11 protein-coding genes are annotated in these 12,693 nt (G+C 45.7%); 10 read left to right on the top strand and 1 reads right to left on the bottom strand.

All coding sequences use genetic code 11. The features are described 5' to 3' along the window. The first annotated feature begins 2 nt into the window (after positions 1 to 2). The 10 genes from DC345_RS08270 (at position 3) to coaD (ending at position 11,270) form a co-directional block, all read left to right on the top strand. Entirely contained in the window at positions 3 to 1,769 is a 1,767-nt protein-coding gene (locus DC345_RS08270) for a cache domain-containing sensor histidine kinase (protein ID WP_113052669.1), read from the top strand. A 375-nt stretch (positions 1,770 to 2,144) separates the two neighbouring features. After that, a complete protein-coding gene (locus DC345_RS08265; RefSeq protein WP_397333652.1) occupies positions 2,145 to 3,428 on the top strand; it encodes an ABC transporter substrate-binding protein in 1,284 nt (427 codons plus the stop codon). A 153-nt stretch (positions 3,429 to 3,581) separates the two neighbouring features. Continuing rightward, positions 3,582 to 4,469 (top strand): carbohydrate ABC transporter permease, encoded by an 888-nt coding sequence (locus DC345_RS08260; RefSeq protein WP_072733438.1) that lies wholly within the window; start codon positions 3,582 to 3,584, stop codon positions 4,467 to 4,469. Continuing rightward, positions 4,462 to 5,292, top strand: coding sequence for a carbohydrate ABC transporter permease (locus tag DC345_RS08255; RefSeq protein WP_113052668.1), 831 nt, complete (start codon positions 4,462 to 4,464; stop codon positions 5,290 to 5,292). Before DC345_RS08260 ends, DC345_RS08255 begins: the two co-directional genes overlap by 8 nt. Before the next feature lie 174 nt (positions 5,293 to 5,466). Then, complete coding sequence (gene lacZ, locus DC345_RS08250; RefSeq protein ID WP_113052667.1) at positions 5,467 to 8,517, top strand: beta-galactosidase, LacZ type; 3,051 nt, start codon at positions 5,467 to 5,469, stop codon at positions 8,515 to 8,517. A 148-nt stretch (positions 8,518 to 8,665) separates the two neighbouring features. After that, positions 8,666 to 8,971 (top strand): hypothetical protein, encoded by a 306-nt coding sequence (locus DC345_RS08245; RefSeq protein ID WP_113052666.1) that lies wholly within the window; start codon positions 8,666 to 8,668, stop codon positions 8,969 to 8,971. 110 nt (positions 8,972 to 9,081) lie between these two features. Beyond that, on the top strand, positions 9,082 to 9,381 hold the full coding sequence (locus DC345_RS08240; protein ID WP_113052665.1) for a hypothetical protein: 300 nt from the start codon (positions 9,082 to 9,084) through the stop codon (positions 9,379 to 9,381). 1 nt (position 9,382) lies between these two features. Next, a complete protein-coding gene (locus DC345_RS08235; protein WP_113052664.1) occupies positions 9,383 to 9,802 on the top strand; it encodes a hypothetical protein in 420 nt (139 codons plus the stop codon). Between the two features lie 348 nt (positions 9,803 to 10,150). After that, complete coding sequence (gene rsmD / locus DC345_RS08225; RefSeq protein WP_113052662.1) at positions 10,151 to 10,762, top strand: 16S rRNA (guanine(966)-N(2))-methyltransferase RsmD; 612 nt, start codon at positions 10,151 to 10,153, stop codon at positions 10,760 to 10,762. A gap of 1 nt (position 10,763) precedes the next feature. After that, complete coding sequence (gene coaD, locus DC345_RS08220; RefSeq protein WP_090807427.1) at positions 10,764 to 11,270, top strand: pantetheine-phosphate adenylyltransferase; 507 nt, start codon at positions 10,764 to 10,766, stop codon at positions 11,268 to 11,270. Here the strand turns inward: coaD and DC345_RS08215 are convergent. Next, entirely contained in the window at positions 11,248 to 12,504 is a 1,257-nt protein-coding gene (locus DC345_RS08215; RefSeq protein ID WP_113052661.1) for a nucleoside recognition domain-containing protein, read from the bottom strand. The genes coaD and DC345_RS08215 overlap by 23 nt on opposite strands. Positions 12,505 to 12,693: the final 189 nt, after the last annotated feature.

Below are 12,693 nucleotides of genomic sequence, written 5' to 3'. Positions count from 1 at the left end.
AAATGAAGAAATGGATGAATGCATTTTCAAGGCTTGGACTTTTCCCAAAGCTGTTCCTCGTTATGTTCGTTAGTATCATTCTTGTCTCCGTGCTCATTCTATGGACATCAATTCATATGTCGACCAAGCTGTTTACCGAGACGTTCAGTATTACGAACTCCAAGGTACTTAGCCAGATCAAAACGAACTTTGAATCTTTTAACGATGCGATTGCTGCTGTATCCAACAATGTTAGCCAAAGCGGGGCAATCCGGGGTTATCTGTCTGAGGGGGAGGGGGACTCCCTCACGATGGCAAAATCCTACTACAACATGAGGGAAACGATGGACCGGATTCAATCGATTACAGAGTCCTATGAAGTCGGTATTACGATTAGCGGTATAAATGGGCGTACGTATTCCACAGATCGGTCGCATCTTCGTTTATCAGCGGATGAATTGAAAGAGCAGCCGATTACGCTGGAAGCAGCGGCCAGTCCAAATCGAATCATTTTTGACGACTATCAGACGAATGATGACACTGCCCAGCAGATGATCTCAGCGACCAAGGCATTGACCGATCGTGCCCAAAACCGACTCTACGGTACGTTGTATGTCACTATGAGAGAAAACGCGTTTCGTCAGTTCTACAGCAGCTTCACAAGCAGAGGCAACGATGTGGTTATTCTGAATGATGCTGGTGAGATTGTATCGTCCAATCGTGAAGAATGGATTGGTACCACTCAACTCGAATTGCTGACCTATGCCAGAGAAATGAATAACGAAAGTGTAAAAGGTGTAAATGCACGGGTCATGGATCAGGATAGCGTGGTGCTGTCCGAGTATTTGCCATTTTATCGATTTTATATCGTAAACGTCGTCGATAAGGATCTCGCGATGGGACAGCTGGTTGACATGAAGACGATTGCTCTGATCTGTGCAGCCATTGTAGCAGCAGCGCTCATACTCGTGTTTCTTATTACGAATCAGATCACCAAGTCGCTGCGCAGACTTGTGAAGCAAATGTCCAATATAACCAAAAGTGATCTGGACAACTATATACCAGTCAGTGGAAGTTATGAGAGTCGACAGTTAGGTCATGCCTATAACTATATGTTGGACGAACTTCATGACTATGTGGACCAGTTGGTGCTTACACAGCGGGAACAACGAAATGCCGAGCTGGCGGCGCTGCAGAGCCAGATTAATCCTCATTTCCTTTACAATACACTGGCATCTGTCAAAGTCCTGGTTCAGCAAGGCAACAAGGATAGGGCTGCCGAAACCATTAATGCGTTGATCTCCTTATTGCAGAATACAATTAGTAATGTGAGTGAGACGATCACGGTGGAGCAGGAAGTCGAAAACCTGAAAAACTATGTATTCATTAATCATGTCCGTTACGGAGGACGCATCAAAGCAGCCTTCTACGTAGCTCCCGATTGTACGCATTATCATGTGCCCAAACTGGTAATTCAGCCCTTTATCGAGAATGCCTTTTTCCATGGGTTTATTTCCAAAGAAACAGGCACCATTCATGTAATGGTCTCCAGAGCCGGAGAGTCATTGATATGCGAGATTATGGATAACGGGGACGGAATCGAAGGATTCTCCATGGGGGAATCGCTTCCCAATCCGAAGAATAATCGGCAATTGTTTAGTGGTATAGGTATCCGGAATGTACATGATCGCATAGAGCTATTGTACGGGGCACCTTATGGTGTAACCATAATGAGCAAACCGGGAGAGGGTACAAGGGTTACTGTTACACTCCCCTTGATTACGAGCTAAGCAATAGGATTGGATTGAATGCAATGGGGTTATTTTAAGTGGTAGTGGATTTTAATAGAAGGTCTTTCTGTTTTGTCAAAGACAACACGGGAGGGCCTTTTTGGTGCTTAGCGTCTAAGAATGTAGACTGACTTGTAAAATATTCAGATCAAAAAAGCACAAAATCAAAAGAAATTACAAAAAAACAAATTTAATGCAAGCGGTTTCTGTAAAGGTTTTCATTGTGGCAATAAGATGACAAATCCACACAAAATTATTACTAACGAATGAAGATTTGGGAATGATAAGATGACTATATCGAAAGCAACCGCTTTCAGAAAACGCAAACAAATTACACACAAAGAGGTCGAAGGGGAGTTGAATCGTTTGAAAAAAATGTGGGTGTTGATGCTCGTTACTGTCCTGCTGTTGTCTGCATGTTCTTCCGGTGGTGGAGGGAACACGGCAAGTGAGGGTGAAAAAACCTCTAATGAAATTACGATCTGGGCTTGGGATAAAGCTTTTAACGTCGCTGCATTAGAAACAGCAAAAGAAGCTTATCAAAAACAAAATCCTGATCTGAAAATCAACATCATTGAATATGCACAAGCGGATATTATCCAAAAGCTGAATACAGGTTTGAACTCGGGAACAAGCAGCGGCCTACCGAACATCGTTCTGATTGAAGATTACCGTGCGCAAAGTTTCCTGAACGCTTACCCTGATGCGTTTAAAGATATGTCTTCTACAATTAAAGCTTCCGATTTCGCAGAGTACAAACTGGGACCAACCGCTTTTGACGGCAAACAGTTTGGTGTTCCGTTTGACTCTGGTGTAACAGGTCTCTACTACAGAACAGATTTGCTGGAGCAAGCAGGCTACAAAGCAGCTGATCTTCAGGACATCACATGGGATGATTACATCAAAATCGGTAAAGATGTAAAAGCCAAAACGGGCAAAGATCTGATTACACTTGATCCTAATGACTTGGGTCTGATCCGTATGATGATTCAATCCGCAGGTTCATGGTATTCCAAAGAAGATGGCAAAACACCTGATCTGGCTGGCAATGCAGCACTGAAAGAAGCATTTGTAACCTACAAAGCAATGATGGACGCAAATGTCGTTAAGCTGAACTCCGACTGGAGCCAATTCGTGGCAGCATTCAACAATGGTGATGTAGCTACCATTCCTACAGGAAACTGGATTACACCATCTGTTCGTCAAGAAGCTTCCCAATCCGGCAAATGGGCGGTAGCTCCGCTTCCTAAAATGGCTGGACAATCGAATTCCGTACATGCATCCAACTTGGGTGGTAGCTCCTGGTACGTCATGAATAACGTTGCTGGTGCAGACCAAGCTGCTGATTTCATGGGTAAAACATTCGGTTCTGACAAACAATTGTATCAGGATTTGCTGAACAACATTGGTGCGATCGGCACGTACAAACCGGCGGCAGAAGGCGAAGCGTTTGACAAAGCCGACGAGTTCTTCGGCGGACAAAAAGTATTTGCTGATTTTGCAAAATGGACACAAGAAATCCCTAGCGTAAACTACGGTATCAACACATATGCCATCGAGGACATTCTGGTTGTTGAAATGCAAAACTTCCTGAACGGGAAAGCGATTGATGACGTTCTGGCTGATGCACAGAAACAAGCTGAAGCACAATTAAACTAAGATGATCCACGGTAACTTATAGAACCCAAGGAAGCATCGGAGCCGTTCCACTGTCTGGCATAAGCAACAGCCGACCCGGACATGGTGGAAGGCTCCCTGGGTTCTATCCATGTTACACGGAGAGAGAGGAGCCATACTGTGAAAGCCAAAGCCATGAATACAGGAGACAGTCTCCAAAAGAAAAATAATTTGACTGGATGGGCTTTTATATCGCTCGCTGTTATCGGGATCGTTGCATTTTACTTCTATCCGATGCTGCAAGCGCTGCTCTTGTCGTTCAAGTCTGGTGTAGGAGCCAATCTTGAATTTACGGGCCTAGCTAACTATAAAAGATTATTTATTGATACAACGTTCCGTACTGCTGTATCCAATACATTTCTGTACTTGATTATTCAAGTGCCTGTCATGATTATTCTCGGTTTGTTTATTTCCGTTTTATTGAATGACAGTACGTTGCGCTTCCGCAGCTTCTTCCGTACTGCCATCTTCCTGCCTTGTGTAACCTCATTGGTTGCGTACTCTGTCGTATTCAAATATCTGTTCTCTTCTGACGGAATGGTTAACCAATTCCTGATGAATCTACACGTGATTGCTGAACCGATTCAATGGATCACTGACCCGTTCTGGGCTAAAATTACGATTATAATCGCCGTTACTTGGCGTTGGACCGGATATAACATGATTTTCTATCTGTCATCTCTTCAGAACATTGATCAGTCAATCTATGAAGCTGCACGGATTGATGGCGCGAATGCATTCACGCAATTTTTCAAAATTACCGTTCCATTGCTTAAACCGATTATCCTGTTCACCTCCATTACATCGACGATCGGTACTTTGCAAATTTTCGATGAGATTATGAACATCACCAAAGGTGGTCCGGGTAATGCGACGATGTCCATCTCCCAGTACATCTATAACCTTTCGTTCAAATATTCACCGGACTTCGGATATGCGGCAACCGTTTCGTATTCCATCGTGCTGATGATTATCGTATTGTCCATTATCCAGTTCAAAGTGGCAGGTGAGAGAAATGGCTAAAGCAAAAGCAAAACGTATATTCACATATGTCTTTCTGTCCATCGTTGCATTTGTGTCCATCTTCCCGTTCTTCTGGATGCTTGTCAGTTCAACCAATGCTTCTGTAGATGTCACCAAAGGCAGACTGCTTCCTGGATCGGCTTTCCTTGATAACTTCAGCAAATTGCTGGATTCGACCAATCTGGTACAGGCTCTTGGAAATTCTGCGATTGTTTCCGTTATTTCCACGATTCTTGCTCTGCTGATTGGTTCCCTGGCAGGTTATGGATTCGAAGTATACCGGACGAAATCACGTGATATCGTATTTAACATTCTGTTGCTGTCCATGATGATTCCGTTCGCAGCGCTCATGGTTCCTTTATACCGAATGTTTGCTACGATCTCTGGCTTTGCACCGTTTATTGGAATCAACACCATGGCTGCCGTTATTTTGCCAACGATTACGACAGCATTCCTGATCTTCTTCTTCCGTCAGAACACCAAAATGTTCCCGAAAGAGATGCTTGAAGCTGGCCGAATTGATGGTCTGAGCGAAATTGGCATCTTCCTGAAGATCTACATGCCAACGATGAAAACAACATATGCAGCAGCTGCGATCATCACATTCATGAGCAGCTGGAATAACTACCTGTGGCCGCTCGTGGTGCTGCAAACGCCAGACCAACAGACGATTCCGCTGTTAATCTCGAACCTCGGTTCCAGTTATTCACCGGATTATGGTGTCATCATGACCGCCATCGTCATCGCGACATTACCGACAGCCCTTGTATTCTTCATTATGCAAAAACACTTTGTCGCAGGTATGGTTGGTTCCGTCAAATAATGCATCATCAACAAATCGTCTGAATGGACGTTAATGTAGAAGAGAAAGAAGAGGGCGCCTGACATGGTGTTCCTCTGTCTTTCTGTTTGTTTATGTTTGTTTCCTAAAAGGAAAATAAGAATCTGTACTGAATAAGTAATAAATATATTTGTTTCAAGAGGGAGAGAGAGCCGAATGAAAGCAACACATGCAGATATTAACTGGCTGGGCGATGTAAGCATTTTTGAAGTAAACCGCCTTAACGCTTACTCAGATCATCGCTATTACCGCACTATGGAAGAAGCGAAAGCATCCGGTGCGATGGCTATGCGCTACAATCTTAACGGAACATGGAAATTTAATTATGCCATCCGTCCGGATAGCCGTCCTGAAACTTTTTACAAGCAGGACTTTTCCAGTGATGGCTGGGATGATATTGAAGTGCCGGGCCATATCCAGCTCCAAGGGTACGGTCAGATCCAATACGTAAATACGCAATATCCTTGGGATGGCTTAAACGATCTGCGTCCACCTGCATTGCCTCAGGACCAAAACCCGGTAGGTAGTTATATGCGCACATTCCATTTACCAACAGGCTGGCAGAACAGTCCGGTATATATTTCGTTTCAGGGTGTAGAATCTGCATTCTATGTGTGGCTTAACGGACAGTTTGTTGGATATGGGGAAGACAGCTTTACACCATCCGATTTTGACCTGACACCATTCCTTCAGGACGGAGAGAATAAATTGGCTGTGGAAGTGTATCAACGCAGCACAGGCAGTTGGTTGGAAGATCAGGATTTCTGGCGGTTCTCCGGCATTTTCAGAGATGTGTATCTGTATACAGTGCCGGCTGCGCATATTCGTGATGTTCGGATTGTGACGGATCTGGACAAGTCTTATACCAATGGCACGTTAAACGTGGATCTAAAGCTTGAAGGAAAAGCCGCTGTCGGAGCCAAAGTGGAGGCTGAACTGCGTGATGCTGAAGGCAACACGGTGAAAACATTTGGTGGTATTGAAGTTACCAATGGTCTGGTGAGTCTTCGTGAGGAGGTTGGCCAAGTAAACCTGTGGAGTGCGGAGATTCCTTACTTGTATCGTCTGTTCATTCAAGTATATGATGCAGCGGGCGAGCTCTTGGAGGTTGTACCTCAGGCCGTTGGCTTCCGTACATTTGAAATGATCGATAAAGTAATGCATATCAACGGTAAACGTATTGTTTTCAAAGGGGTAAACCGTCACGAATTCAATCCGCGCCGCGGACGTGCTGTAACCAAGGAAGACATGCTGTGGGATGTTCAGACGATTAAACAAAACAATATGAACGCTGTTCGTACATCTCACTATCCAAACCAAAGCCTATGGTATGAACTGTGTGATGAATATGGATTGTATGTGATTGATGAAATGAACCTGGAGACGCACGGATCATGGCAAAAACTGGGTGCAGTTGAGCCCTCATGGGTTATTCCTGGCGACCGTCCAGAGTGGCATGATATCGTTATGGATCGTGCGGTGTCGATGGTGGAGCGAGATAAAAACCATCCATCCATTCTGATCTGGTCTTGTGGTAACGAGTCTCATGGTGGTGAAGTGATCTATAAAGTGTCTCAGTATTTTAAAACAACAGATCCGACTCGTCTCGTCCACTATGAAGGGGTTTTCCACGATCGTCGCTTCAACGATACGAGTGATATGGAATCACGGATGTATGCCAAACCGGCGGACATTGAAGAATTTTTGAACGCGAATCCGGAAAAGCCATACATTAGCTGTGAGTACATGCATGCCATGGGTAACTCCATTGGCGGTATGCATAAGTATACGGAACTGGAAGATAAATATCCGATGTATCAAGGCGGATTCATTTGGGATTACATTGATCAAGCCATTTTCAAAAAAGATCGTTACGGTAAAGAGTTCCTTGCTTATGGTGGAGATTTCGGTGATCGTCCTTCGGACTATTCGTTCTGTGGAGACGGCATTGTGCATGCAGACCGCAAAGTGTCTGCCAAGATGCAGGAAGTCAAATTCCTGTATCAAAACATCAAGCTGTTCCCGAATCGGGAAGGTGTGAAAATCGTTAACGATAATTTGTTTGCTGACACATCTGAATTGGAACTGGTATACAGTCTGGATCGTGAAGGTCACGAAGTGCTGCGTGGAACGCTGGAGGTAAACGTGGGCCCACAAAGCGAGACCGTTGTGAAACTTCCACTTGATGTGGAGTCTCTTGCTGGTGGGGAATATGCAGTAAATACCGCGTTTGTATTAAAAGCAGCAACATTGTGGGCAGAAAAAGGCGAAGAAGTTGCCTTTGGACAGTTTGTATTTGTTCAGGACAAGTCGGAAACTGTTGCGTCGGATCTAAACCTGATAAATGAAATTCAGGTCGTTGAAGGGGACGTTAATATCGGGGTAAGGGCAGGCCAGACCCATGTCCTGTTCTCCAAGGCTTTCGGAACTTTGGTATCTCTTAAACTGTCAGGTCAAGAGACGGTTGCACAGCCTCCAATGCCGTTGTTCTGGCGTGCGACCACCGATAATGACAAGGGTACTGCCATGGGCTTCGAGCTTGGGGCTTGGTATGCTGCAAGTCTGCTGCCTAGATGTGTGAACTGGAAAGCAGAACAAAACCCGGATCAATATCGGATCGAATTCACGTACAAACTTAATATTTCGGCAGATGTACAAGTGAAAGTCGCTTATACTGTGCGTGCAGATGGTAGTGTGCATGTGCATAATACGTATAAAGGAACGGCTGGTCTGCCAGATCTCCCGATTCATGCGCTTTCCTTCAAGACATCACCGGAGTTTGAAAATGTGGAATGGCTGGCGATGGGGCCGGAAGAAAACTATGTGGACCGCGCATTTGGCGCTCGTCTGGGTATCCATGACAGTAAGGTGGCGGATACCGTTGCTCCATATCTTGTACCGCAGGAGTCGGGCAACCGTACGGGTGTACGTTGGGCCAAATTGACCGACAACGCAGGACGTGGCTTCAAAATTGAATCAGCTGCAGCTCCAGTCGAGCTGAATGTATCCCTATATACGGCATTTGAGCTGGAGAATGCACAACATGCGTATGAGCTGCCTCCGGTGCATTATACGGTTGTAACGATAGCCGGCAAACAAATGGGCGTAGGTGGCGACGATAGCTGGGGCGCACCGGTTCATCCGGAGTACCGCATCGCCTCGGACGGCGAACTGCAATTTGAATTTGTCATTCGTGCGCTGCAATAACGCAGTATGAGCTGTATAAGAAGTAGCTAGAGGACAGGGGTCTCCGCAAGTTGGGGGCCTCTGTTTGCTGTTTTCAGATGGTGAGCTATGAAACCGCTACCGTACCTGTCACGTACTGTACTGGACACGGATAAAGGAGGCGCTAATTTTGAGCAGAAAAGCAAAGACAGGTGTATGGGTAACGATTCTCGTCATACTAGGCATCATCGTAGGATGCTTAATCTGGTATTTCAACACGGCTTCAGGTGAACGTGCGCTGAAAACGATGCGGTCCAACAACGCCGGGGGTCTGGAGCGTGTGGTTAAAGTCTACAGTGACTCGGGAGAGTTGATTCAGACATATGAAGGTAAGATTGATTTGCAAGATACGGAATACGGGAACAAAGTACTTTTTGATCTAGATGGTAAACGGATTGTGATCTATAACGCGACAGTGATTAGTGAAGAGAAGTAAATGAGGGGTGATGTGGAGAGTGTAGACGGGTTCATTACGATGACACTCTTTTTCTCATATGGTAAAATTTAAGGAAATTAAGTGGAGTGGAGTGAAGGAGAGGCATGTTCATGGAGATGTTGTTGGTCCTGATTGCCATACTGGGAATGGGTGCATTCTATTGCTTAATCGCTTATTTCCTAATTCGTCTCATTTCCAGAAAAGCATTCAAGCGTACGTTAACCAAGCATGAAGCAATTGAAATAGTGGTATGGGCAGCAATGGTGTTCTTTGCTATTGTGATGATTAAGAATCAGTCATGGAATATGTTGTTGCCTGTAGTTTTCCTTATGGTTTCAATGATTAACCTGCGCCGTTCAAATCGGAAATACAGAGAGATGAGCAAAGAGATGAACAAAGAGGGACTTTAATATGATACTGGATAAGTCGACAGACACCTCAGGCTTAACACAAGTCGCTGTACTTTCCGATGAATTGCAGCCTGTGTTTCATAAAGCTGAAAGTAAGTATCAAGCGTGTGACATTGAGCTGTTTTTTGTTTTCAGATGTCTGCCTGAAGAATATGAGAGAAAATCGACGGTCAGATATGCGAAGAAGGACAATACGATTTATTTTGATATGACGGTCAGTGAGGATCAGTATAAAACGTTCAGTAAAAGCAGACAGCGATATGAGCTGAGTCATTATTTCTATGCTTTTCTGAGCGACAAACTAAAGAAATATAAGATCGAACACTTGAATCATGTGGAATTTATGAACGATATGAAAGAATGGCTTGAAGATATTGGATGGTTACCATCTGAATTTGAGGCCAGTATGGATGAAGTTTGAGGAATAGTGTTGTCTGAGGGCAACGGATTTATAATTGGTCAATGCGGTACTGGTACATAATAATGATAACAAAAAGAAGCCCTCTTTCGAGAGCTTCTTTTTCATGGGAGAGGAGAAACCGGACGAAGAGCTTATGGGGAAACGTAAGTCTTCTCCGCGGTTGTCTACGACACTTGTGATGTCGATAATTACAGGATGGCCGGAAAGTTTCCTTTTTATACATTTGCGTCAACAATTCGTCAACAAAATTTCGGCGACAAAGCAGACGGACTATTTTTCAAACTGAACCCGATTGTGGTACGATAGCTTTATCAATAAACTTACATAGAGAGAAAAGGTGACTCATCAGTGAGAGTGGTATCTGGGAGTGCGAAAGGCAGACCGCTGAAGGCTGTTCCTGGCACAGGGACGCGGCCGACCACCGACAAGGTGAAGGAAGCGTTGTTTAGTATGATTGGCCCGTATTTTGAGGGCGGTACAGCATTGGATCTGTTTGCGGGCAGTGGAGGTCTCGGTATTGAGGCGCTGAGCCGCGGCATGGACAAGGCTGTTTTTGTTGACTTGGAATCGAAGAGTATTGAAGTGATCCGTGCAAATCTGAAGGCCACCAAGCTGGAAGATCAGGCGGCCATATACCGGAATGATGCCAGTCGTGCATTGAAGGCGCTCGCCAAGCGAAGCACACAATTTGATCTCGTATTTCTTGATCCGCCCTACCGTATGAAAAATGGGGACGAGTTAATGCTTATGATGCACGAACTGGATCTGCTTGAACCGGAAGCGACCATCGTGCTTGAATATGAATCCAAATATCATTACCCTGAGCAATTCGGCCCGTTTGAACAAACGCGCAAGGCATTGTATGGGGAGACAGCTGTATCCATCTATCATTACGCAACTGCTGCAAAAACAGAAGATGGAGAACCCAGCACAGCAGAAGAGGAGGCTCCTCATGAGTGAAATGATACATCGTCAGGAACGAATTGCCGTATATCCAGGCAGTTTTGATCCGGTAACCATGGGCCATCTGGACATTATTGCTCGGGCGTCGAAGCAGTTCGATCGCGTCATCGTGGCTGTATTGAACAATATGAGCAAAAATCCATTATTTACGGTGGAAGAACGCAAGAGTCTTATTACGGAAGTCACGAGTCATCTGCCTAATGTGGAGGTGGATAGCTTCCGTGATCTGACGGCAAATTATGTACGGCAAAAAGATGCTCAGGTCATTGTCCGTGGTATCCGCTCGGTGACGGATTTTGAATATGAGCTCCAGCTGGCTTCGACGAACAGCAAGTTAAATCCGGATGCGGAAACCATTTTTATGATGACCAATCCGAAATATTCTTATCTGAGCTCCAGCATCGTCAAGGAAATTGCCCACTACCACGGAGATGTCACCGATCTGGTCTCACCTGAAGTGGAAGCCGCACTGCGTCAGAAAATTAGCGAGAAAACCGGCGGTTAAACCAGAAGGTCAGCCCGGATAGGCAGATCATGACGGTGAGCAGCATTGCCAGACCGATACAGGCAGCAGGGAAGCCAATCCAGACGGCATCGATGATGTCAGAGGTGTTCATGCCTACCAGGGACTGCTTGGTTAGGAATGGTGCCAAACCATTGCCCGAATTGTTCTGAAACGTGGCCCAGACTTCGGAGCTGTAACGGCTGAAAGGCAGCCACAGCAGCAAGCTGATGAAAAATGCAACCAATGCATGAAGCAGGCGGATTCCGGCAAAATACAACATGGATGTTGCGGCAAGTCCAGCAGCTTTCAGCACGGCGGAGACTTGCAGATGAGAGCATAGACCTCCCCAGCCGAGAACAGCTGCAAGCAAAGACATTAGCAGAACGGGTGTCAGTGGGCTCTGACTCAGATGATAAGTTCCGAGATGGAGTTCCAGAAGTGAGGGCCAAAAAGCAACTGAAGTACCGGGGGTGATATAGAGGGTGAGAAGCCGAACAAACACGGCAAACACAATCATATATCCTCCGGTCATCATTAAGGTTTGCACAGCTTGGGAGACCGTGTCACCAAGCAATTTGCCGAACCCGCGTCCGTCACGTTCCTGGGCTTCACGCGCTGCAAGCATCATTTGTGACCATAGGCTCCGTCGTTTATACGAAGAAGGGGTTGAAGTTGAGGGTTTTTCCCCTTTTGATTCCTTGGGTACGAGTCGTACTCCGATCATAGTGGCAATCCAGCCACTAACCCAGTGAACGATCAGAAGGAAATATCCGGCAGCAGGCTGGTGAAGAAAAGCTGCACCGATGACAAGTATAATCATCAATGGATTGGCGAAATGAGATGCTGCTGCGACAATGCCCGCCTGTTTGGCGGTAATTTGTTGATCCTGCACTAGGCGCGAGGCGGTATCTGCTCCTGCCGGAAAGCCGCCGCACATGCCGACAACAACAGCCAGTCCGGCTTTGCCTGGCAGACGGAACCACCGCTGCATTAATGGCCCTAATAAGACGCCAAGTGCGTGGGTAAAGCCGAATGCAGTCAGCATTTGGGATAACATCAGGAATGGAAGCATGGCTGGAAAGATGATTTTCCACCAGATATCCAAACCTTGAATAGAGGCATCGAATGAATCTTTCGGAGATACAACTACTGCAATTACCAGCAATAAAGCGCCTGTACTCATAAGTACCGTTCGTAACGGTCCAGAGCCCGTAACTTCGCTCTGCATTGTCATTGTTTCACCTCATATGGATCGTGCCGCATACACTCGGCCAGGATTAGTTGTGGACGGCCGAATGACGTCCGTGGACGCTTCGGCCTTGACCGGATAAGCTGCTGTAAACAGCGGCCTATCCGGCCTGTACCATTGTATGCAAAAGCATGAGAGTGTTAGACTTATAATTATTGAAAGATACGCAAAGAA

This window comes from Paenibacillus taichungensis (genome assembly GCF_003287275.1).
GTDB lineage: Bacteria > Bacillota > Bacilli > Paenibacillales > Paenibacillaceae > Paenibacillus > Paenibacillus taichungensis_A.
This window is presented reverse-complemented; position numbering and strand designations above follow the sequence as displayed.

Bases quoted from the DNA above. Each gene is read 5' to 3' on its own strand.
- DC345_RS08255 (WP_113052668.1), top strand. From the start codon at position 4,462: ATGGCTAAAGCAAAAGCAAAACGTATATTCACATATGTCTTTCTGTCC.
- DC345_RS08260 (WP_072733438.1), top strand. From the start codon at position 3,582: ATGAATACAGGAGACAGTCTCCAAAAGAAAAATAATTTGACTGGATGG.
- DC345_RS08270 (WP_113052669.1), top strand. From the start codon at position 3: ATGAAGAAATGGATGAATGCATTTTCAAGGCTTGGACTTTTCCCAAAG.
- coaD (WP_090807427.1), top strand. From the start codon at position 10,764: ATGATACATCGTCAGGAACGAATTGCCGTATATCCAGGCAGTTTTGAT.
- lacZ (WP_113052667.1), top strand. From the start codon at position 5,467: ATGAAAGCAACACATGCAGATATTAACTGGCTGGGCGATGTAAGCATT.
- DC345_RS08215 (WP_113052661.1), bottom strand. From the start codon at position 12,504: ATGACAATGCAGAGCGAAGTTACGGGCTCTGGACCGTTACGAACGGTA.
- DC345_RS08240 (WP_113052665.1), top strand. From the start codon at position 9,082: ATGGAGATGTTGTTGGTCCTGATTGCCATACTGGGAATGGGTGCATTC.
- DC345_RS08265 (WP_397333652.1), top strand. From the start codon at position 2,145: ATGTGGGTGTTGATGCTCGTTACTGTCCTGCTGTTGTCTGCATGTTCT.
- DC345_RS08235 (WP_113052664.1), top strand. From the start codon at position 9,383: ATGATACTGGATAAGTCGACAGACACCTCAGGCTTAACACAAGTCGCT.